Source organism: Acinetobacter sp. BEC1-S18-ESBL-01 (assembly GCF_014169935.1).
GTDB classification, from domain to species: Bacteria; Pseudomonadota; Gammaproteobacteria; order Pseudomonadales; family Moraxellaceae; genus Acinetobacter; species Acinetobacter pittii.
This window is the reverse complement of record NZ_AP022302.1, coordinates 378,301-400,006: the sequence shown is the minus strand read 5'-3', so window position 1 is coordinate 400,006 and position 21,706 is coordinate 378,301. Positions and strand designations below refer to the sequence as shown.

General features: G+C 37.7%; 20 protein-coding genes. 8 read left to right on the top strand and 12 right to left on the bottom strand.

Features of this window, described 5'->3' with window-relative positions:
* The first annotated feature begins 84 nt into the window (after positions 1-84).
* The 3 genes from H7R46_RS01890 (at position 85) to H7R46_RS01880 (ending at position 2,045) form a co-directional block, all read left to right on the top strand.
* Positions 85-951, top strand: coding sequence for a LysR family transcriptional regulator (locus tag H7R46_RS01890; RefSeq protein WP_025469783.1), 867 nt, complete (start codon positions 85-87; stop codon positions 949-951).
* 147 nt (positions 952-1,098) lie between these two features.
* A complete protein-coding gene (locus H7R46_RS01885; protein WP_005067200.1) occupies positions 1,099-1,518 on the top strand; it encodes a hypothetical protein in 420 nt (139 codons plus the stop codon).
* Between the two features lie 95 nt (positions 1,519-1,613).
* The gene (locus H7R46_RS01880; RefSeq protein ID WP_005067197.1) at positions 1,614-2,045 is read left to right on the top strand and encodes a hypothetical protein; all 432 of its coding nucleotides are present in this window, start codon (positions 1,614-1,616) and stop codon (positions 2,043-2,045) included.
* A gap of 102 nt (positions 2,046-2,147) precedes the next feature.
* Here H7R46_RS01880 and H7R46_RS01875 read toward each other — a convergent pair whose 3' ends face one another.
* Both H7R46_RS01875 and H7R46_RS01870 read right to left on the bottom strand, forming a co-directional pair.
* The gene (locus H7R46_RS01875) at positions 2,148-3,503 is read right to left on the bottom strand and encodes a S8 family peptidase (protein WP_005067195.1); all 1,356 of its coding nucleotides are present in this window, start codon (positions 3,501-3,503) and stop codon (positions 2,148-2,150) included.
* A gap of 35 nt (positions 3,504-3,538) precedes the next feature.
* Positions 3,539-3,847 carry a hypothetical protein gene (locus tag H7R46_RS01870; protein ID WP_005067193.1) on the bottom strand — a complete coding sequence of 103 codons (309 nt, stop codon included), beginning with the start codon at positions 3,845-3,847 and terminating at the stop codon, positions 3,539-3,541.
* Between the two features lie 586 nt (positions 3,848-4,433).
* On the opposite strand from H7R46_RS01870, the gene H7R46_RS01865 reads away from it, so the two are divergent.
* Positions 4,434-5,228 carry a hypothetical protein gene (locus tag H7R46_RS01865; protein WP_005067191.1) on the top strand — a complete coding sequence of 265 codons (795 nt, stop codon included), beginning with the start codon at positions 4,434-4,436 and terminating at the stop codon, positions 5,226-5,228.
* A 59-nt stretch (positions 5,229-5,287) separates the two neighbouring features.
* Here the strand turns inward: H7R46_RS01865 and astE are convergent, their stop codons facing one another.
* The 8 genes from astE to H7R46_RS01825 form a co-directional block, all read right to left on the bottom strand.
* Complete coding sequence (gene astE, locus H7R46_RS01860) at positions 5,288-6,262, bottom strand: succinylglutamate desuccinylase (protein WP_005067189.1); 975 nt, start codon at positions 6,260-6,262, stop codon at positions 5,288-5,290.
* A 12-nt stretch (positions 6,263-6,274) separates the two neighbouring features.
* On the bottom strand, positions 6,275-7,618 hold the full coding sequence (astB, locus tag H7R46_RS01855) for an N-succinylarginine dihydrolase (protein ID WP_005067188.1): 1,344 nt from the start codon (positions 7,616-7,618) through the stop codon (positions 6,275-6,277).
* An 18-nt stretch (positions 7,619-7,636) separates the two neighbouring features.
* Entirely contained in the window at positions 7,637-9,106 is a 1,470-nt protein-coding gene (gene astD / locus H7R46_RS01850; RefSeq protein ID WP_005067186.1) for a succinylglutamate-semialdehyde dehydrogenase, read from the bottom strand.
* Positions 9,106-10,137 carry an arginine N-succinyltransferase gene (astA, locus tag H7R46_RS01845; RefSeq protein WP_005067185.1) on the bottom strand — a complete coding sequence of 344 codons (1,032 nt, stop codon included), beginning with the start codon at positions 10,135-10,137 and terminating at the stop codon, positions 9,106-9,108. The genes astD and astA overlap by 1 nt, the downstream gene beginning before the upstream one ends.
* Before the next feature lie 17 nt (positions 10,138-10,154).
* Positions 10,155-11,369, bottom strand: a complete 1,215-nt coding sequence (locus H7R46_RS01840; RefSeq protein ID WP_005067183.1) for an aspartate aminotransferase family protein — start codon at positions 11,367-11,369, stop codon at positions 10,155-10,157.
* Between the two features lie 135 nt (positions 11,370-11,504).
* Positions 11,505-12,779: a Glu/Leu/Phe/Val family dehydrogenase gene (locus H7R46_RS01835; RefSeq protein WP_005067181.1), complete on the bottom strand. Its 1,275-nt coding sequence runs from the start codon at positions 12,777-12,779 to the stop codon at positions 11,505-11,507.
* Positions 12,780-13,816: 1,037 nt separating this feature from the next.
* On the bottom strand, positions 13,817-15,244 hold the full coding sequence (locus tag H7R46_RS01830; protein WP_005067179.1) for an amino acid permease: 1,428 nt from the start codon (positions 15,242-15,244) through the stop codon (positions 13,817-13,819).
* Positions 15,245-15,655: 411 nt separating this feature from the next.
* Entirely contained in the window at positions 15,656-16,933 is a 1,278-nt protein-coding gene (locus H7R46_RS01825) for a hypothetical protein (RefSeq protein WP_005067178.1), read from the bottom strand.
* Between the two features lie 127 nt (positions 16,934-17,060).
* Between H7R46_RS01825 and H7R46_RS01820 the strand changes: the two genes are divergently transcribed.
* Both H7R46_RS01820 and H7R46_RS01815 read left to right on the top strand, forming a co-directional pair.
* The gene (locus H7R46_RS01820; protein WP_005067175.1) at positions 17,061-17,849 is read left to right on the top strand and encodes a class I SAM-dependent methyltransferase; all 789 of its coding nucleotides are present in this window, start codon (positions 17,061-17,063) and stop codon (positions 17,847-17,849) included.
* Positions 17,850-17,875: 26 nt separating this feature from the next.
* The gene (locus tag H7R46_RS01815) at positions 17,876-18,406 is read left to right on the top strand and encodes a hypothetical protein (RefSeq protein WP_005067173.1); all 531 of its coding nucleotides are present in this window, start codon (positions 17,876-17,878) and stop codon (positions 18,404-18,406) included.
* A 54-nt stretch (positions 18,407-18,460) separates the two neighbouring features.
* Here H7R46_RS01815 and H7R46_RS01810 read toward each other — a convergent pair whose 3' ends face one another.
* On the bottom strand, positions 18,461-19,024 hold the full coding sequence (locus tag H7R46_RS01810; RefSeq protein ID WP_005067171.1) for a hypothetical protein: 564 nt from the start codon (positions 19,022-19,024) through the stop codon (positions 18,461-18,463).
* Between the two features lie 139 nt (positions 19,025-19,163).
* Complete coding sequence (locus H7R46_RS01805; RefSeq protein WP_002116954.1) at positions 19,164-19,631, bottom strand: Holliday junction resolvase-like protein; 468 nt, start codon at positions 19,629-19,631, stop codon at positions 19,164-19,166.
* 158 nt (positions 19,632-19,789) lie between these two features.
* Here H7R46_RS01805 and H7R46_RS01800 point away from each other — a divergent pair, with 158 nt between their 5' ends.
* Positions 19,790-20,434, top strand: coding sequence for a ParA family protein (locus H7R46_RS01800; protein ID WP_005804567.1), 645 nt, complete (start codon positions 19,790-19,792; stop codon positions 20,432-20,434).
* 124 nt (positions 20,435-20,558) lie between these two features.
* Complete coding sequence (locus tag H7R46_RS01795; RefSeq protein WP_005067168.1) at positions 20,559-21,677, top strand: AI-2E family transporter; 1,119 nt, start codon at positions 20,559-20,561, stop codon at positions 21,675-21,677.
* Positions 21,678-21,706: the final 29 nt, after the last annotated feature.

The following is a 21,706-nucleotide window of genomic DNA, read 5'->3' as shown; positions in this document are numbered from 1 at the left end:
AACTCTTTCATCATATGCACATAGATAGTTGAATAAAATTAACTTATATTGAGTTAAATATTCATTAAAAGTGAATGATAAAACATGGATATCACTCAATTAAAGATGTTCCAAACCGTGGTTGAGTGCGGAACAATGGCAAAAGCATCAATGCAACTGCATTGTGTACCATCCAATATCACAACGCGCATTAAACAACTCGAAGAAGAGCTTGGAGCACCTTTGTTTTATCGTGAAGGTAAAGCTTTAAAACTCACCCCATCAGGAGAAATCTTTCTCGATTATTGTCATAAAATTTTAGCGCTATGCGATGAGGCAAAACGAAGCATTCATCCGGATGCCCCACCTTCTGGCCCATTAAAAATTGGAGCAATTGAATCTTCTGCTACCACTCGCCTCCCCAATTTACTTGCGAAATATCATCAACGTTTTCCAGAGGTTTCCATTCAAATTATTACAGGCACATGGAAACAGTTATTAGTCGATATTTCTCAGCACAAACTTGATGGTGCAATTGTCGCGGGCAATATTGACTTTCCTATGCTAAATAAACTGAGTATTTATCAAGAAGAAATTATTTTAATTGCCCCTGCATCTTTCGGTGAAATCCACTGCCAAGAAGATTTGATTGGTAAAGAAATTTTTATGTGGACCGAAGGCTGCCCTTACCGTGCTGCCCTTGAAGAATGGCTTAAACTTAAGAATATCTCTCTTCCTATTACCAGCATTACTAGCTATGCCACGATTATTGGCTGTGTCAGTGCAGGCTCAGGGGTGGCGTTAGTGCCTAAAAGTATTTATGAGCAATATAAAAATTTGGCCCATATCCAAAGTTATAAATTTGAATATCTTGCTTTTATGCAGAACCACTTTTTCTGGCACAAAAATGTGAGTAACCATAAAGCTAGAGACATGTTTATAGAATTGATTAAGACTGAATTTAGTTTATGAATTATTGCAATGATTGGTTTAGCGCCATTAAATGATGATTTATCGTAATCAAATCGTATGGGTTTTATCTCATTGCAGTACAAGCTTTATTTTTAACAGTAAGATCACCACTTCATCTTTTGATTCTGGTTGGGGAGATTGATCCATATGAAAACCTTACAAGTGTTATGCGTTGCAAGTTCTATATTGGCTTCATCAACCTTATTTGCAGAAACAACACAGCCACAGCAAATTGTTGAAACAACACCTAAAACACAACCTTATGGTGACAATCCTAGCTTAGGACGCGTACTGTTGTATAAAACAGGCAAAGGCATACAAAATTTAGGAAACTCTATTCAAGGTGCTTCTGAAAAAACATCGAATAAAATTAGTAAGAAATGGCAAAACACCAAAGAATTTACTGCTGAAAAAGCAGAAGTCGTTCAACAAAAAGCAGATACAGCTAAAGTATTTACTGAACAGAAAATAGAGCAAGCCAAACAAAATATTACCAGTAGTCGAAATGGTGAAAATATCCCGATCGAGCAAGGTGAATTAAGTAAATCGAGCACAACAGCTAACTAATTTTTTGGATAGCGCGATAACTTCGCGCACTTATAAACCCAGATATTCATCTAGAAATAATGTCATTAACTATAAGAAAGCTAGGAATCTGCCTTATGAATAGTCAAAAACTCCTCTTTTCAACACTATGCTGCTTAGCATTAACTGCATGTGCGACCTCTACACCTCCTTCATCTTATTCTCAAGCACAAGTTTTAGAACAAGATACGAATATCGAGGCTTATCCCTCTACCACAGGTAATGTAGCCAAACTCATTAAACAAGATAAACAAGCTTGTATGATTGAATTTACTGGCTATTTAGGGGGTGGACATGTAACTGAGCACTGGACTTTTAATAATAATGGTCTAATTTCAGCGACCTCATCGACTATGCAGTATCCTGATGAATCAGGCATATTAAATCAGGCAACCAACTCTACAACCAAAAGCTCAACGACATTTAATATTCAAGATCCAGAAATTCAGAATAATTTCAAAAAACTCCAAAGCAACTTTAATCCAGCGAATCTAGCAAAGTGTAATTAGTACTTTTTTCATAAAAAGCCCGTTGCAGAAGTTACCCTTTGCAACGGGTTATAGCTATTTAAAAATTTCTTGGACCTAATTTAAAAAATTATAAATAAGCTATTAATTAATGGTTAAACCATTTGTTGCTGCCAGTAAATCAATACGTGGGAAAACCAAGCCCGTTCTTGAATCAGTAATTGGTTTACCTGTCGTTTTTAAACGGCTGATGGTTTGATCAATACTTTCTGTTGGACTCACACGATTTGCTCGTAATAAAGCAATTGCACCTGCCACATGTGGTGTCGCTTGAGATGTACCGCCCATGGTATAACCACCCGCCGTGATCATTGCTCCCGGTGCTAATAAGGTCACAAGACTACCACCATTACTAAAGCACGCCACCTTATCTGCCGCTGTGGTTGGGTCCGAACATTTCACAGGATTCCCCCATGACACACCACCAATATTACTATCATAAACAGCCCCCACTCTTACTGCCCCAGCAACACAAGCAGGAGATGAGATGCCATCTGAAAATGCATCATTGCCTGAAGCAACTACAGGCACTACCCCAGCAGCTCGTGCATTGGCAAATGCAGTTCCATAACTACTATCACTACACTCCGAGGTATATTTAACACCTGGCACGCCAAGGCTTAAATTAACCGCTTTGATGTTATAAGTCTGAGCATTATTTACAGCCCAATTAATCCCTGCGAGGATATCACTATCATAAGCTGTGCTTACCCATTTACCTTGGGATCTGACCTTTCTAAAAACATCTATGCCTATAATTTTGGTTTTGGTTGCAACCTTAGATACGATGCCTGAAACATTACTCCCATGTCCATCATCATCTAAAGCGCCATCATCTGGTGCACTATCAAATGAATAAACCACTCGACATGTGCTTGATGGTGTATTTACTGCCGTACAGCCAAAATCAGAGTGAAGATAATTCACACCTGTATCAATCACTGCCACACTAGAGCCTTCGCCGGTAAAACCATTGGTATTGGCCTGTGGTTGATTAATTAAAGGTAAACTTTCATTCGTCGTAGTCCGGTTAATACGGTTCGGATAAACTGCTTTAACATTTGGATCATTTAATAAAGTCACCAAAGCTTCGCGATTACTAATTCGATAGAAAGCTAAAGGCAAATTATTGTAGTCCCGAAGTACTTGGACACCACCAGCACGGTTAAACCTTGCCTGTATATTCTTTTTATTTGTTGCAATATAACTCCGCCGCTCTAAACCGGAAGGCACACTCACCGAAGGAATATTGTATTCGACGATTAAATCATTCGAATCATTATTGACCAAGGCATCCAAATCGATTTTGCCCTGAAATACTTTTTGTTTTGCTGCTTGATTTAACCGCTGTTTAGCACCTTGAGAATCCAAAGGAAGAGCGGATGCAGTTGTACTTAATATCGTACATAGACCTAATAGAAATAACGTTTTACTTTGCATTATTTTTCTCCGTAGTTTTTCAACTAACAATTTGCTTATTTCGCTTTTATTTCATTTGATGGATCTTTTTCTGGATCAATCGGTTGAATAGAAAGATCACTTTTTGTGTCATAAAAAGGAACAGTATCAGCTGATACCGATTGAGGATGAGTTGAATGTTGAGATAGATTTTTAGGTTGAGTAGGCTCCTTAAGTTTAGAAAGAAACGACGATGTGTCTGGTTGTGGCGAATTCGACTCATGTAAAGCAGAATTGAACACATCAGATGCACCACTTGTGGGCTTAAGATAGAGAACAACGGCGACCAAGCCGACCAATACAAGAAGGGAAGCAATAATTTTCATCTGTCATATCTCTGTTTTTTTGTTTATAGATATCTATTTTTATTTTTGATTATTCGAAATAAAGTGCTATTTCTTTCAATACATTTCATGTGAAATTTCTATTTCATGAAATGTACAAACCAGAGAAAAGCTAAAGTACCTTTTCCCGAATAAGCAAAAATACAGTTCTGCCCTGTACATTTATATTTCTGGCAGAATATGGTTCAAAAAAGTGCTAAAAAAGCACTTCATTCTCATAATAAGCAATAATTATGCCGTTTCCTCTAATAAATAATTAGATTCACATCATATTTAAAGATATAAAGGACAAGTCAAGAAAAACCGAAAGGGAAAAAATTAAAGGATATTTTTTAAAAAAGGAAAGACAAGAGAGTCTAATTAGAATATCTAACAAATAAATGTTCTTTTTCACTTTATTATTAATTTTTATTAATCTTCACAATTTATCCCTAGTCTGTTTACTCAACGTAACACTGTTGTAACATTTTGATGAAGACAGTTCACAAGACTATATTCCCTTGGCTATGATTCGTTTGCGTTTATGAAATACCTCACTAAAAGGGTATATTCTTTGAAGGATATCGCAATGAAAATGATGAAAACAGCTATCGTTACTGCAAGTGTTCTTGCTTCTGCCTCTATTTTTGCACAAAGTGCGGGCGTTAATGCAGGTGCTTCTGCTCAAGTAAATGTACAACCGGGTGGTCTTGTTAGTGGCGTAGCCAATACAGTCAAAAATACTGCACATACTGTGGGTAGCACAGCAAAGCATGCTGGTCATGTAGCGGCTGACACTACAGTTAAAGCAACAAAAAAAACAACAGGAAAAGTGACTGAACTTTCTTCTAAAGCTGCAAATGGTACAAAACATTTTGCTGCCGAAGCTGCGACAGGTACTAAAAATGTAGCAACTAAAGCCGCAACTGGTACTAAACATTTTGCTACCGAAGCAGTAACAGGTACTAAAAATGTAGCGACTAAAGCTGCAAACGGCACTAAAAACTTAGCAGTTGAAGCGAAAGCTGATACAAAAGCAGGTGTTGATGCTGTAAAAGCTAAAGTTGCAGAAAAACAAGCAGATCAAAAAGAGTTTACTGCTGAAAAACAAGCTAATGCTCAAGCACATGTAGATGCTGTAAAAACTCGTGTAGCTCAAAACCAAGCTGAGCAAAAAGAGTTTGTAGCTGACACTAAAGCTGATGCTCAAGCAAAATTAAATACAGCTCAACCAGCTCATGGAGTTAACGCTCAAACAGGTGTAAACGTTGGTGTTAATGTTGCTGGTATTAATGCAAATGCAAACGTAAATGCAGGCGCTCAAGCGACTACACAAAAAGCTGAAAAGAAATCTTGGGTTAAAGGTCTTTTCGGTAATAACTAATCCGTTATAAATAAAAAAGGGCAATTAATTGCCCTTTTTTATTTCTCAAAATCAAGTATTCAACTCGTTTCAGTTAAAACTAAGCCTGCACGCAAACCAAGCTTCACATTTGGGTTTGGAAATAAAATCCAGACTCGATCTTGCTCAACCACATAATTACCAGAAGGTTGAGTTGCAATGATTTCACCTTTGGTAAAAGTCGAAAAATTCGGAGCTTCAGCTGATAAATTCATCTTAAAATCTTCATCTTTTTTAATTAAAGAATCAGACACTTTAAAGACTCGAATTTTTGTTTTATTGCGTAGCGGCAAGGCTTGATCAGAAACTACATTACGAATAACTTCATCAATTGCTGCAAATTGGCTCAAGTCATTTTGCCCAAATGGTAAGGCTTTGCCTAACTCTAACGTTGCGCTCGCAGCTTTAAAATTTTCACTCGTAAAATGTGTAAACGTTTTACCTACTGCATTGTGATAAACCAAAGCATCTAAATCGGCTGCTTCAAGACTTGCTGTTAAATCAGCATCATAGCCATGCGTTTGATAGGGAAATAAAGCAAACGTTGGTAACAATGAAGCACGAATTGCTGTGTGTAAATCATAGTGATAGCGTTTAGCGTCACTTGCACTTTCTTGAAAGAAGTTGGTGACAACTTGCTCTAAAACTTCAGCACGCTTTGATTCTTGAGTCACGGCTAGAGTTTTATATCCACCACAAAACATTCGATTTACATCATCATGCACATAGCGTTTGCCTTGACGCATTGCATAGGGGTTACCCAATACAAGCAGCAACCTCACAGCAAGGTTTAAACGCCCTGCAAATAAATCCGTGCAAAGATGAGATAACAATTCAATTGGTGCTGTTTCATTACCATGCACTCCAGCTGACAGTACGACAGCTTTGTCGTACTGTGCGTTTGGCGTACATTCAAGAAGTCCTTCACCCAACCAACGCCAAGAAAAATTATTTTGTTTTCCTTCGCGAGTTGTAGGCTGCTCACCTTGTAAGGTTAATGCTAGAAAATCTTGCATGTCACCTCCTCATTATTTTTGGAAAGGATAAACCGAACCCAAACCTAAAATTTTGGTTAGTTCATCAAGCGCCATACGGCTTTCCATGAGTAGGTGCGGATCAGCCAAATCTTCTTGTGCTAAACGATCACGATAATGTTTATCAACCCATTGATTGAGTGTGCCAAACAACTGATCATTCATCAGTACTTTTGGATTTACGGCATTTAACTCAGTTTCGTTTAAAGCTACACGTAAACGTAGACAAGCTGGACCACCACCGTTACGCATACTTTCACGTAAGTCATATACCTGAATAGCATCAATTGGTGTGCCCATTTGAATCATGTCATTCAAATAGCCCCAGACTGCTGCATTTTGACGAGACTCTTCTGGTACAACAATAGTCATTCCACCATCTGGACGAGTCAAAATTTGGCTATTAAATAAATAGGTTGCTACGGCATCGTCAACGGTAACACGGTTTTCAGGGACTTCAATTGAAATAAAATCTTCACCGATGCTTGCCATTTTTTGTCGAATTTCAGCAAAGGCCTGATCTTGATTTAAAAAGGCATGTTGATGGTGGAATAAAACCTGTTGGTTACTTACCGCGATCACATCGTTATGGAAAACGCCCTGATCAATTACATCTGGATTTTGCTGAACAAAAACGGTATGCGCATCATCTAAACAGTGCAAACGTGCAATAGCTTCACTTGCCTCGCGCGTTTGACGAGCAGGATAACGTTTTGGTCCCGGCAAGCCATTATTTAAATGTTGTTGACCATAAACAAACACCTGAACACCGCGCTTAGCATAATCACCCCCTAAGCGGTTGTGATTGGCTGCACCTTCGTCACCAAACAAAGCCACTTGTGGCAATGCTTCGTGGTGTACAAAGTGGCGTTCATTTTTAAAGATCGCTTGTAAAACTTGGCTTGTAGTTTCAGCTTCAATTGAACGGTGAAACTTATTGTTCAAGTTCGCTGCTGTGAAATGCACACGCTCATCTTGACTATCTGCCGAAGGTGAAACGGTAGCCGCATTGGCAGTCCACATTGGAGAAGCTGAACTTAAAGATGATAATAGTTCAGGTGAATGACGCATTGCTTGAGCAACAACGCTAATGTCATCACCTGTAAAACCTAAACGGCGTAACATTGGAACATGTGGACGCTCATGCGGAGCAAGTACACCTTGTTTCATTCCCATGTCAGCCAAAGCTTTCATCTTTAGCAAACCTTGTTTAGCTGCTAATTTTGGATTCGAGGTATTATTACGGTTTTTTGTCGATGCTTCATTACCAAACGACAAACCCGCGTAGTGATGTGTTGGTCCAACTAAACCATCGAAATTTACTTCATATCCTTTCATTTTTTCTTTCCCTAGTGTTTAAGGCAACACAATCCCTGGAGATAATTTTTCTGGTAAGGTTAAGCTATCACTTTCAAGTGATGCCATTGGCCAAGCACAATAGTCAGCAGCGTAAAAAGCACTCGCGCGGTGATTACCTGACGCCCCTACACCACCAAATGGTGCGGCACTTGAAGCCCCAGTTAATGGCTTATTCCAATTCACAATACCGGCACGTGCTTCAATGAGTAAGTCATCAAACAGTTCACGTTTTGGTGAAACCAAACCAACCGACAAGCCAAAACGAGTTGCGTTAGCAATTTTTAATGCTTCATCAAAGTTGTCATAACGTTGAATGGTGGTAAGCGGGCCAAAATATTCTTCATCTGGAATATCTTTCACGCCTGTGACATCAACAATACCCGGAGTAAGTAGCGAGCTGTCTTCTTGAGGACGCGTCATTGCTAATAAACTTTTTGCACCCAGCTCAAGTAATTTTTGCTGAGCATGCATCATGTTTGTTGCAGCAACCGATGAGATAACGCCACCCATAAATGGTTGTTGTTCGTCGTTCCAACGGCCAACTTTTAGGTTTTTAGCAACTTCAACAAAACGTTGAATGAATGCATCACCTTCAGCACCATTTTTTACCAAGATACGGCGTGCACATGTACAACGCTGACCTGCCGAAACAAAAGCAGATTGAATAGCAAGATTAACTACTGCATCGACATCGATAATTTCATCAATAATCAATGCATTATTGCCACCCATTTCAAGCGCAAGAATTTTTTCAGGTGCACCCGCCATTTGCTTATGCAAGTGATAACCAGTGTTTGCACTTCCGGTAAACAATAAACCATCAATTTCATGTGAGGCAGCTAATGCTTCGCCCGTGGTACGACCACCTTGCACCAAGTTCATTACACCATTTGGCAGACCAGCTTGCTGCCAAAGTTTTACAGTTTCTTCAGCAGTCCAAGGCGTTAATTCACTTGGTTTAAATACAACTGTGTTGCCAGCAAGCAATGCAGGAACAATATGCCCATTTGGTAGATGGCCCGGGAAGTTATATGGGCCAAAAACTGCAAGCACACCATGCGGACGATGACGTAAAGATGCTACACCATCGGCCATTTCAGTTGAGCTTTCGCCTGTACGCTGGTGGTAAGCACGAATCGAAATCGCAACTTTGCCAATCATTGATTGAACTTCAGTTAATGTTTCCCAAAATGGCTTACTGGTTTCTTGGCTAATAACTTCTGCTAAATGCTTTTTATTTTCTTCAAGCAAAGCGGCAAATTTTTCAACAATCGCTACACGCTCTGCAAGTGGTAAACGCGCCCAAGCTGGAAACGCAGTACGCGCTGCCTGACAAGCTTGTTCTACATCAGTAGCAGTAGCCTCGGCACCTGACCATACAGTTTGGTTATCAACAGGATTTGTTTTCTCAAATGTTGCGCCGCTGCCTTGTAACCAGACACCGTTTATAAATAAAGAGTTTGACATCAGGATACTTCCATTGGATTTAGTGATAACACACGAACAACGTGACCTTCTTGTACACCGAGTTTTTCAGCTTGTTCATGTGTTAAATTTATTGTGTTATCAACAAGATCAAGCTTTAACAGCATTGCCTTATAGTCATGATAATTATCATTAGCAATGAGATATTGGGTCTTACCGACCGCAGCTTCACTTATAATTTTGACGTTTAGTAACTGACTTTCTTTTACTGCTCGCAATTCATCAATATTGGCTTCAATAGTTGGACCAGCATCAAAAATATCGACATATCCTTGATAGCGTAAGCCTTCCGACTCAAGCACATGATAAGCAGGTAAAGTTTGTGGATGCATTTTTCCAATTACCTCTTGCGCATCTTTTGGCAAGAGATCTACATAGACTGGGAAACGTGGCATAAGCTCTGCAATAAATACTTTTTGCCCAATTCCACTCAAATAGTCTGCTGTTGAAAAATCCATATTAAAGAAATGGTGACCAATCGCATCCCAAAATGGAGAACATCCATTTTCGTCTGAGAAACCACGCATTTCAGCAATTAACTTTTTCTCGAAATATTGCTTAAAGGCAGCGATAAACATAAAACGGATTTTCGATAAGAATTTACCGTTTTGGTTTTCACGACGCTCTGGATCCAAAAATAGTGTACAGAGTTCACTACTACCTGTTCTGTCATTACTTAAAAATAAAGTAGGTAATGACTTATAGACATTTAATGCTTTTGAAGCGTGTACTTGAGTACCAACATGAAAGTTGTACCAAGGTTCAATGAGCCCTACAGCAACTTCAATTGCACTTAATCCAATAACACGTTGAGCTTCTGTATCTTCAAGAACAAATAAATAACCTTGTTCACTTTTATGGACATTGCCATTTAAAGTATTGCGAGTACGTGAAATTCGAGCCGAAAGTGTATCCATATTTTGCGGCAAGGAAGTCAGGCCTACACCCGACTTACCTGCTAATTTATAAATATCTTCAAGGTCTCGAAACTCGGCATGACGGACGATCATCATGGCTAGCTTTCCTTTTTTTATTTAGCCAACTTTGCCAATGCGCGTTTTAAACGAGCAATTCCTTCATCAATATCTTGTTCAGGAATAATTAGAGACGGTGTAAAACGAACTACGTTTGGTCCCGCGATTAAAGCAAGTAAACCTTCTTCGCCCGCCCAAGTCGTAATGTCTTTCGCTTTCCCTGCATACTCAGCTTTTAATACACAACCAATGAGTAAGCCTTGACCACGAATTTCTTCAAAAATCGAGTACTCAGTATTTAATTTATTTAATGCATCTAGGAAATATTGATGACGATGTTTTACACCTTCAAGTACTTCAGGCGTATTAATAAACTCAAATACTGCGCCTGCAACCGCACTTGCTAACGGGTTACCACCATAAGTCGTACCATGTGTACCGACAGAAAAATGCGGAGCAAACTTATCAGTTGTTAGCATTGCGCCTACTGGAAAACCACCACCTAGTGCTTTTGCAGTCGTTAACACATCTGGAATAACACCAGAGTTCATGTAGGCATAAAGTGCACCTGTACGGCCAACACCAGTTTGTACTTCATCAAAAATAAGTAAGGCACCGAACTCATCACACAGTGCTCTTAAGCCTTTTAAAAATTCGATGTCAGCAGGAATAACACCGCCTTCACCTTGGATTGGCTCAACAATCACGGCACAAGTTTGTTCATTAATGACCGCTTTTGCAGCTTCTAAATCATTAAAGGCAACATGGTTGATACCATTTGGAAGAGGTGCAAAGTCTTGTGAATATTTAGGTTGACCACCCGCCGAAACGGTAAATAAGGTACGGCCGTGGAACGCATTGTTAAATGCCACAATACCACTTTTGCCAGCAACACCGCTGTCTAGACCAACTTTACGAGCTAGTTTTAATGCCGCTTCATTCGCTTCTGCACCTGAGTTACAGAAGAATACTTTATCTGCAAATGTATTTTCAGTGAGTTGTTTTGCAAGGCGTAGAACGGGTTCATTTGTATAACCATTGCCTACATGCCAAAGTTTTGTTGCTTGTTCTGTTAAAGCATTTACTGCCACTGGATGCGCATGACCTAATGCGTTTACTGCAATCCCGCCTGCAAAATCGATATATTCTTTATTTTCTTGATCCCAAATACGTGAACCTTCGCCACGTACCGGAATGAAATTTGCCGGTGCAAAAACTGGAACCATCCAGTCGTTAAAGTTGCTTCGAGTTACAGAAATTGGCTGTTCCATGCTTACCTCAGTATTTATTTAATATATTCGATAACACTTAAATTTGAATAATTCAGAAAAAGGGAATGAGCAAATAAACCCTATAACATCCTTTATATTTGCTCAAACCACTTTTTCTAAAGTAATTTCCGCAGATTAGCCTGGGAAAATACCGCGTTCTTTACGAGCTTTTAAAATACGCTCACATGCCAAGATGTAAGCTGCTGTACGTAAAGTACAAGCGTTGCTGTTTGCTGTATTCCAAACGTCATGCATAGCTTGAACCATCAACTTATCTAAACGCTCGTTGATTTCTTCTTCGGTCCAGAAGTAGCTCGCCATGTCTTGAACCCATTCGAAGTAACTTACAGTTACACCGCCGGCGTTACATACCACGTCAGGAACCACAACAATGCCACGCTCAACTAAAATATCTTCAGCTTTAGGATAAGTCGGGCCGTTCGCGCCTTCTAAAATCAACTTAGCTTTAAGTTTTTGAGCACGTTCAACTGTGATTTGACCTTCTAACGCAGCAGGAATAATGATGTCTACATCTGCAGTCCAGAAATCTTCATCAGCAATTGCTTGCGCGCCAGCGAAACCACCAACACCACCTTGGTTTGCATTTACGTGTTCACGTAATGCAACAAGATCAATACCGTCAGCATTGAAAATTGTGCCAGTGTGGTCTTGAACGTGAGTGATTTTTGCTTTTGATTCAACAAACAAGAAAGCAGCTTCACTACCTACGTTACCAAAACCTTGAACAGCGATTTTCGCGCCTTCAATTGGTAAATTGATTTTTGCTGCTACTTCACGACCTGTAACGAATACGCCACGACCAGTTGCTTTCACACGACCTAAAGAACCGCCTAAGTGAACTGGTTTACCAGTTACAACACCAGTTACCGTGTGACCTTGGCTAGTAGAATAAGTATCCATCATCCACCCCATGATATTGGCATTCGTACCAACGTCTGGAGCAGGAATATCTTTTTGAGGCCCAATAATATGACCAATTTCAGTCGTATAACGGCGAGTTAAACGCTCTAATTCACGAGTTGATAATTTACGTGGATCAACACGGATACCACCTTTTGCACCGCCAAATGGCAAGTTCAAAACAGCAGTTTTAATTGTCATCCATGCAGACAGCGCCATTACTTCATTCAAATCAACATTTGGATGGTAACGAACACCGCCTTTACCCGGACCACGAGACAAGTTGTGTTGTACACGGTAACCTTCAAAGTGCTGGATCGAACCGTCATCCATCACGATTGGCACGTCAACAATAAGCGCACGCTTAGGACGTTTTAAAGTATCGATATAATCAGCTAAGTGTTCTAAATATGGCGCTACACGGTCAATTTGTGCCAAGTAAGTTTGCCATGCATCGCTGTGTTCGTTTACGTATGAAAGATCTGACATCTTTTTTCCTATATACCTTCATAGACTCAGATTTGATAAATCCGTAGTCTTTATTATTCAGCAACTAAAACCTTGCAATAACAAAGTGTTAGTTTATTTACTAAACCTTCTGCTCTTCTAAAGCATTAGATTTTTTAAATTCCATTTGTTGATACTAAAAGTATGATCTACTTTTATATATCGATATCTTTTACAAGCTTTCTTTCATGTAACTTACTGTTTATAAAGCTATCTTTATAAAAGCAAAGTTTAACCACAACCCACTTAATCCAGTCGGCTGAAATATAAATACAAAAGAAATGGCATAACCGTTTGGGAGTTAAAAAGAACGATGATTTATAAAAAAATCATGTGTCCATAAAAATTATTTTGACTAATCGATAGATCCCTCCATTAGTCTTTTTAAAAATAAACATTGTTCAATAATGCTACAGATTAATTATCTCTACACATACCGCTTAAAATTAAGCCGGAACATAGCTATAAAATCTTCCAATAAATATAGCATAGAGCACACTCATTTAGAACATTTTAAAATAAATAAGCAGAGAAAAAATAATCAAATCGCACTAATCTTTATAATAAAAAAACAACAAATATTAAAAAAAGCTTAACTTTAATAAAAAAAATTTATAGAAAACATAAAATCATAATTTAAAAAAATATACCAAATTAAAATTATAAATAACAATAACTTAAAAATTAATCACCTTCATAAATTTGTCAAAAAATTATACTCTCTCTACATTAAATCTATAATAAGTCCATTTCTAATTCATATTTCATAAAATCCAAAAAACCTCTTTATCAAATAACCAAGCTAAACATAGACTTAATCAACTATTAATAATAAATAAATATTAATAAGAATCCGATAAATGGTAATTTTATAAAACAATATTTGTTTTCATGATTAAAAATAAAACTTCATTTTTAAAAAAAATACAGAAATTCTTTCTTTTGCAGTTCCTTTAAGGCACAAAAAAGGCCCCTTTCGGGACCTTTAAAAACACATTTTTCGACTAAAAAGCTTAGCTTTACACTAGATCTTTCTTTCGATAAAAAATGAAGTAGCTTGCATAGCATAAAATGATAAAAATAATGCAGCAGATAAAACCAACTTGCATAGATGGGTCAAACACCATACTGATACAGGTAACGATACAGAACAGCCCACCTACAATTGGAGTAAGAGGGAAAAGAGGTGCCGCGAAGCGTAAATCTTTTGCTGTTTTACCCGACTTATACCACTGTCTACGGAAGTTAAACTGTGAAACGCAAATCGCAATCCAAACCACAACCATTGTAAAAGCTGCAACGCCCAACAAATTCTTAAAAATTGTTTCTGGCGCGAATTGTTCTGAAAGCAATCCAGGAATTGCACCAAACATAGTTACAGTAATGGCAACAATCGGTGTTCCAGAAGGAGTTAATTTAGAAAATATTTTTGGTAATTGATTTTTTGCCGAAAGCGACCACATCATACGTGAAGCAGCAAACAAACCAGAATTTGCAGCAGATAGTAAAGCCGTAATAATTACAAAGCGAATAATGTCTTCTGCGTATGGAATACCAATATAGTTAAATACCGTCACAAAAGGACTATTACTTACTTCATTTGCACTAAGGCCTGCAAGCTGGAACGGCAGTAATGAACTAATCACCACAATTGTACCAACAAAGAAAATCAGTAAACGCCAAATAGCCGCATTGATTGCTTTAGGAACTGTCTGTGCTGGATTCTCAGCTTCCCCCGCCGCTACTCCAATTAATTCTGTGCCCGAAAAAGCAAAGTTAACAATCAGCATAGTAGCAAAAATTGGGAAGAGACCGTTTGGGAACCAACCGTGAGCAGTCAGGTTACTAAATAATGGCGCTGTTTCATGTCCTTGGTAAGGAATAAAGCCAAAAATTGCCAGTAGACCTAAACCAATAAAACAGATGATTGTAATAACTTTGACGAGGGCCAACCAGAATTCAGATTCGGCAAATAATCGAGTTGAACTAATATTAAGGAAAAAAACTAAGGCTCCAAAAAAAAGAGTCCAAGCCCATACCGAGGTAGATGGAAACCACTCCTGCACCAATAAAGCCGCAGCGGTAAACTCAGTTCCTAAAGTTGCAGTCCAAGTTAACCAATAGAGCCAAGTAATCATATAGCCTGTACCCGGACCAATATAACGACGCGCATACTCCCCAAAAGAACCTGATTCCGGCACATGAACCGCAAGTTCACCAAGGCATAACATCACGGTATAGGCAATTAAACCGCCCAAAAAATAAGAAATAATTGCGCCAATTGGGCCTGCTTGGGAAATTACATCACCAGACCCTAAAAAAAGACCTGTACCTATGGCACCGCCAAGGGAGATCATCACCAAATGTCGAGTACTCATTGCTCGTTTCAAAGGTGCAGAACTTCCATGTTGCGATGCATCATTATTCCGATAATTTAATGATTGCATATAAAAAACTGTAACGACAATTTAGTAAAAAATCATTTTAGGAGAAAAAAATAAATATGCAATTATCTTTGAATAGTGAACTTATTTTAACCAAGCTCTTCAAGTCAAAATAAAATATATAGTAAAAACATTTATTTATATTTTTTTATAGCTATAACTGTATTTTAATTAATCTTATATTATTTCTATAATTTATGTATTAGGAAAACACATTTATTTTTAAATATAATATTTATATATTACTAGTTATGCCTACTTTAAATACAGCAGATCACCATATAATAAACCTACTATTTATTTAAATAATGAATTTTAAAATAATATACAAATAAGTTTATAAAAAAATATTTTTTAAGCAAAAAATAAAGCCCAAACCTAAAGGTCTGAGCTTTATTTAAACACTATAAAGTTTTAATAGCTGATGGTAGTCAACTGTTCTGTAGGTTGAATTGAACCTTCCGTAAATTCACACAGCCCTTGTTCATCACAAGATAAATTTAGTTGCTTATAGCTAATCGCAAAGCAGTCGGAATATTTTTTGATTAGAAAAGGACTCATATCCGATGTTAAAGGCTCTTCACTCTTGAACAATTTAATGACTTTGCGATCATTCATCGCTAACAAATAAATTTCATTATTTAATTCAATATGTACTACACCAGTTTGCTCAGCCACAATTGGAACCAAATAAGATTTATTCGCCAGTAGAGTGTCTACCGTGTAACTTTCAAATTTTGAGTTGATGAGGTTGAATACCAAAATTAAACCAAAGCTAGTCTGCAAGCCTTCTTTGTAATTTGCATCTTCTTGAATTCTTTGTACTTTAATACCGAGCTTTTGAAAGTCCAACTCAGTTGCTTGATTTGTTTTTATCAGACTACGTGTAATAGCCTGTTTAAGTGGGTTATCAAAATAACGTTCATCTAGCTGAAAATCATTTTGGCGTAATATTTTTAACAACATTTCATCATGTTGGGTAAGAACATGCGCAAGTACATTACGGAAGTAAAACTTACTTTGTTTTTTGACCTTACGAACTTGCTGATAAAAATAGATTTCATCGAAATCATGTTCAATAAAATCATGTAATAAACTTGAACTAGCCAATACAGACAATGCTTCATGACCAGTAAATGGCAAATGAATCGTATGTAAGCTTGGTAACAGCTCTTTTATTTTTAAGTAATGTTCACGGTCAATCGAGAAATATGGGTCATAAACAATGACGTATTCACGCGCTGCATCAACATCTTGCGGCTGAATCTCCATGTCCTTGTTTGCTACCGAATCAAAAAACTCAGCATAGCGTCGGTCTTCAACGTGTTCAGGGTCAATTGAATATTGAGGCACAAATGCAATCACACGGTTCATATTCAATAAATTAGAATATTTGATTGCCGCATAGCCGCCCATTGAACCGCCATAACCCACAATATTTTTAAAGCCTTCTAAAATAGGCGAAATCGCTTTTGCCAGCTCAATCATGCTTGCTTGAGGAAACCATGATTTTTGTTTTGGCATTACCCCAATAACATTATATTGGTATTTAATTAGAGACTTTTCAGCATTGATAGATAAGCCACTCGCTCGGGTAATCAAATCGCCAAAAGAGAGAACCAATGTATTAGAATTGCCTGGTAAAAAAATGGCTCTAATGTGTTCGTCTTCAAAAATAATTTGCTTATCCATGCTCACACCGAAAGAAAATTTACTCCCACATACAACGTCAAAAATGAAACAAAATAGGTGTTTTGCCAATTTATGATTGCGGAGTATCTTATTTTATAGATGCCAGTCAGATTAAAAAGCGCAAAATATGACACAATCCTTACATCCTGCCGCTCAAAAAGGCTTCAGCTCAGCTGCTGAACTATATCAGCAAGTTAGACCTAATTATCCCGCAGAAATAGTAAGTTGGCTGCAAAATTGCCTACAAATACAGGAAAAATCTACTGTTATTGATCTTGGATCGGGTACTGGCAAATTCTTACCCTACTTAAAACAAACACATGCTGATGTTATTGCAGTTGAGCCAATTGGCGAGATGTTACAGCAGCTTCAACAAGTTTATCCTGATATCAAAACATTACAGGCTTTTAGTAATTCAATTCCTGTAGCAGACCATAAAATTGATGCCATTATTTGTGCGCAATCTTTTCACTGGTTTGACAATCTCGATACCCTAACAGAAATGCATAGAGTATTAAAACTAAAAGGACATTTAGGGCTAGTTTGGAATCAACGTGACGAACGTACAGATTGGGTCAAGGCTTTAGCTGACTTCCTACTCCCTCTTGAAGGTGATACACCTCGTTATCATAGTGAAAAGTGGAAACGCGTATTTGAACAACAAGATTTATTTTTATTTGATAGCCTACAAACATTTACACAGTCACAATATGGTTCTGTCGAACAAGTCGTGAGTAAACGTTTACTCTCTACGAGTTTTATTGCTGCAATGACTGAAAAAGATCAATTACAACTCAAAGCACAGTTTGAAAAAATTGTTTATGATTTTACGGGATTAGGTCCTCAAGATCAGATTGATTTTCCATATATTACGTATGCATATCACTTTCAGAAAAGTACGTTACCCATTAAATAATTAGTGAATAGGTTTGGTTGAAAGTTATGAAGAAAACACCTCAAATCATATTAATGTCTTTGCTTTGCTCTAGCCTATTTCTGACTGCTTGTAAAAAAGCGGATGAGCCTGCTAAGACGGAGCAACCTTCTGCCACCTCATCTACCGATCAGGTTTTAGAAAAACTGAATGAAAGACCTGTTAAGACGTTCCCTGCCACTGCTGATGATGCGCACGATATTGCGCTGTTAGAGGATTATGACCGTCGCTTTACAGAAATGAGTGACGAGATGGAAAGTGAATTAGCAAAAATGCATGAAGCTGGAACCCTCACTACAGAGTTTGAGCAACAGCGTACTCTCGATAATGTGCGCTCTGCTCTAACCATGTTAAAAGATTTAGATCTAAAAACTGAGCAGGGCCGTTACATTCAGGGACTACTTTATCAATATTGGGAAAACCAAGAAAAACACTTGAGTGATAAGCAAGCCAATAAAGATGAACAGATCAATGATCTTGCCGACTATTTACAAGCACAAAATCAATTAAAATATTGGAAAGCATCGCAACAGAAATAAGCAATGTAGTGGTTATAAAAAAGCCTTCAAACTTATGAAGGCTTTTTTTTTAAATTATATATTTTGCTTTTCAACCCAATGAATTGCCTGAACGCGGAATAACTCACATGCACCATCACCAGTATCAGTCGGCGTAAGTGAAGATTTCCAGACCAAATTTTTGTCCTTAATCTCGACAAGGTCACCTTTTAGATAAACTAAATCACCACGTTTAACCTGTTTAATCTGCTGAGCAATCTCAGGGTTTGCAGGAATGATGTGCATGTTAGACACCATTTGCATTGCTTGCTCTGCTGGAACAGGTAATTTAGGAATTTTCCAGTTTAAATAACGGTCATATTGTTTCACTGAAATATGACGTGCGATTTCAGGCTGTGCAAACAATCCCCAACTTACTGCATAGTCGATAGGAGAAAATTTAGCTTGTTCATCATTTTGATAAACTTTTGAACCCAAGATTCTAAAATTGCCTTGAAAAGGTTGTAATACAGAAATAGATTGATCTTTTTCTATCGGGCTCAAACCATTGGCAATATTATATTCACTTGAGGTCGATGCAAATGTTGAACTCATGCCAAGCGCGGCGAGTAAGCCCATCATCAAACGTTGTTTTTTCATCGTGTTACACCTCAAATATTGCTAGATCAAAGTGAATAGATCTTCAATTTATAATAGCTTTAAGCGATGAAAAAAATATCGAAATTTAGTAACAATACAGATCAATTTCGTCTATTTTTGTGCTGAATTAAACAGCTTGTTAATCTTCGAAATCTATTCTCAACGTTTCAAAACGAACCTTACCTTGTTGAACAGCTTGTGCAATTGCCTGTTGACCTTTCGTAAGTCTAGCTCCTCCACTTTTTACATCAAGCAAAATAATATTGATGTCTTCTGCCGTACCATCGCCATCGCGAAAATCGGTGTATCCATCAAAGATAATATAGTCCACCGGATCGCCCATGAATTTTGCATCGCTTGGTAAATACTGAAATTCAGGTAAAACCGGAGCAAATTGTTCTGCCATTTTTCCTTTCAACACCGCACGACTTGTATTTACACTTCTCTTTTGTGCTTGAGTAAGCGCTTGTTGATGCTCTAGTTCAAGTTCAGCAATATATTGCTCATATTCAGCCTTAATTCGTCCATTACGTGTATTTGATAAAATAAGAGTAGTGATAATAATGCCAATTCCAGCACCAATAAGCATGGCAAGCCATACAGACATAAATTTTCCTTAAAAAGCACGAATTAAGATTACAGATCTAATCATATCTAAAATAACGAAACAGCTTAAACTTTTGTCAAATGTGGTCATCTCCTTCACATAAAAAGATGCTAAGGTATAAAACATAAACAAATGTGCTGCTGAAAATAATTGGATTTATGAAAACGATACTTATTGCAAATCAAAAGGGCGGATGCGGAAAAACCATGACGGCCATTACGTTGGCAACAGCATTGGCACAAAAAGGATATAAAGTAGCATTAGCAGATTCGGACAATCAAAAATCGGCTTTACAATGGTTAAAACAGCGTCCTGATACCGTTGCAACGATTCAAAGCCTAGACTGGCGTCATGAGAAATCAATTGGTGATGCACCCAAAAATCTGGACTATTTAATTATTGATGCGCCTGGTGCTCTGTCAGGTGAGCATGCTGAACAACTTATTAGTGAAGCTCATGCCATTATTACTCCGCTTCAGCCTTCATTTTTTGACATAGACAGTACTCGTCGCTTTTTGAAGCATTTACAAGATATTAAACGTATTCGCAAAGGCAAAGTACAGATTTTGCTTCTTGCTAACCGTGTAAAACCAAACAGTGCAAGCTCAAAAGATATCCAGCAGTTCTTTGAAAAAATTGAACAGGAACCTGTTGCATGGATTGCTGAACGCACTGCCTATGGCAGCTTAGCAATGCAAGGTTTAAGCATTTTTGATAAACCGCAAAAGAACTTTATTAGTATCCAAAATCAATGGCAACCTGTGCTAAACAAGTTAATTGAAGATAAAGCTGAGTGGTTTTAAAGGAATTTTAGCCTTTGAAACTGGATGTATAAGGTTCTTTACATTACGGCCTTAAAATTTGCCTCAGGTTATTTTTCAGTTAATATGACTTTATTCTATGTAGAAAATTAGAGAAATATTGTTCGTGCATCCATACGCTCCTAATTTACAGCGCGTTTTATTGTTTGGGCTGTTTTTTATTTTGATTTTTTTAGGATTTAATATCCTGAAATATTTTATTGTTCCTGTACTTTGGGCTGCCATCATTGCATATATGACTTGGCCTATTTATTTAAGAATTCAGCGCTTTTTTGGAGAATCACGTAATACTTTAAACGCAACCCTAATGATTAGTCTGGTCATTTTGGTAGTTGGTATCCCCTTTACATGCGCGGTTTTTATTTTGCAGCATGAGGGACGTAACTTATATTTTGATTTACAACGTCAGGTTTTTTCGGGTCATTTAAGCGTTCCAGATTTTATTCGTGATCTTCCCTTTGTAGGAAAAGAGATTTCTCGTACACTCAATGAATTAAATAACGATCCTAATAGTACGATTCAAAATATCGCAGCTTGGGTACAAAGCCATTTAAGTTATGGCCGTGTGCTGCTTGGTGAAATTAGTAAAAATATTGTCAAACTTGGCTTTGCAGTATTTAGCCTATTTTTCTTCTATCGTGATGGTCAAATGATTTTATCTCAAGTGAGTAAAGCTTTAGAAATGGTCATTGGCCCTCGTATTCATCATTATCTAGATACAATTTCTGAAACAACTCGTGCAGTAGTCTATGGTGTGGGTTTAACTGCAATTGCTCAAGCTGTTTTAGCTGGATTAAGTTACTTCGTAGCAGGTGTACCAAACCCTATGGTACTCACTATTGTTACTTTCTTATTGGCTTTAATTCCATTTGGTACTCCAATTTCTTATTTAGGCGTTGGCTTATGGTTGTTCTCTCAGGGACAAACCATGGAAGCAATTGGTGTTGTGGTTTGGGGTGTGCTGATTGTTAGTAGCTCAGATAATGTGATTAGACCACTCGTCATTTCTGGTGCCACCAAAATTCCATTCTTATTAATTATGTTTGGTGTATTAGGCGGTATTGCGAGTTTTGGCTTGGTTGGATTATTTATTGGTCCTGTAATTTTGGCTATTTTATTGGCAATTTGGCGTGAATGGTTACATGAAACGATTGAACCTGAACCTATGCCAAAAACGACTATGATTTATGATTCTGAGAGTGAATCGTCCAATGATAAAGAGTGACATAGTAATTTAATTTAAAAATGTTTCTA

Bases quoted from the DNA above. Each gene is read 5' to 3' on its own strand.
- H7R46_RS01880 (WP_005067197.1), top strand. From the start codon at position 1,614: ATGAATAGTCAAAAACTCCTCTTTTCAACACTATGCTGCTTAGCATTA.
- astB (WP_005067188.1), bottom strand. From the start codon at position 7,618: ATGAAAGGATATGAAGTAAATTTCGATGGTTTAGTTGGACCAACACAT.
- H7R46_RS01840 (WP_005067183.1), bottom strand. From the start codon at position 11,369: ATGGAACAGCCAATTTCTGTAACTCGAAGCAACTTTAACGACTGGATG.
- H7R46_RS01805 (WP_002116954.1), bottom strand. From the start codon at position 19,631: ATGTCTGTATGGCTTGCCATGCTTATTGGTGCTGGAATTGGCATTATT.
- H7R46_RS01800 (WP_005804567.1), top strand. From the start codon at position 19,790: ATGAAAACGATACTTATTGCAAATCAAAAGGGCGGATGCGGAAAAACC.
- H7R46_RS01830 (WP_005067179.1), bottom strand. From the start codon at position 15,244: ATGCAATCATTAAATTATCGGAATAATGATGCATCGCAACATGGAAGT.
- astD (WP_005067186.1), bottom strand. From the start codon at position 9,106: ATGTCAAACTCTTTATTTATAAACGGTGTCTGGTTACAAGGCAGCGGC.
- H7R46_RS01865 (WP_005067191.1), top strand. From the start codon at position 4,434: ATGAAAATGATGAAAACAGCTATCGTTACTGCAAGTGTTCTTGCTTCT.
- astE (WP_005067189.1), bottom strand. From the start codon at position 6,262: ATGCAAGATTTTCTAGCATTAACCTTACAAGGTGAGCAGCCTACAACT.
- H7R46_RS01810 (WP_005067171.1), bottom strand. From the start codon at position 19,024: ATGAAAAAACAACGTTTGATGATGGGCTTACTCGCCGCGCTTGGCATG.
- H7R46_RS01875 (WP_005067195.1), bottom strand. From the start codon at position 3,503: ATGCAAAGTAAAACGTTATTTCTATTAGGTCTATGTACGATATTAAGT.
- H7R46_RS01870 (WP_005067193.1), bottom strand. From the start codon at position 3,847: ATGAAAATTATTGCTTCCCTTCTTGTATTGGTCGGCTTGGTCGCCGTT.
- H7R46_RS01820 (WP_005067175.1), top strand. From the start codon at position 17,061: ATGACACAATCCTTACATCCTGCCGCTCAAAAAGGCTTCAGCTCAGCT.
- H7R46_RS01835 (WP_005067181.1), bottom strand. From the start codon at position 12,779: ATGTCAGATCTTTCATACGTAAACGAACACAGCGATGCATGGCAAACT.
- H7R46_RS01825 (WP_005067178.1), bottom strand. From the start codon at position 16,933: ATGGATAAGCAAATTATTTTTGAAGACGAACACATTAGAGCCATTTTT.
- H7R46_RS01890 (WP_025469783.1), top strand. From the start codon at position 85: ATGGATATCACTCAATTAAAGATGTTCCAAACCGTGGTTGAGTGCGGA.
- astA (WP_005067185.1), bottom strand. From the start codon at position 10,137: ATGATGATCGTCCGTCATGCCGAGTTTCGAGACCTTGAAGATATTTAT.
- H7R46_RS01885 (WP_005067200.1), top strand. From the start codon at position 1,099: ATGAAAACCTTACAAGTGTTATGCGTTGCAAGTTCTATATTGGCTTCA.
- H7R46_RS01815 (WP_005067173.1), top strand. From the start codon at position 17,876: ATGAAGAAAACACCTCAAATCATATTAATGTCTTTGCTTTGCTCTAGC.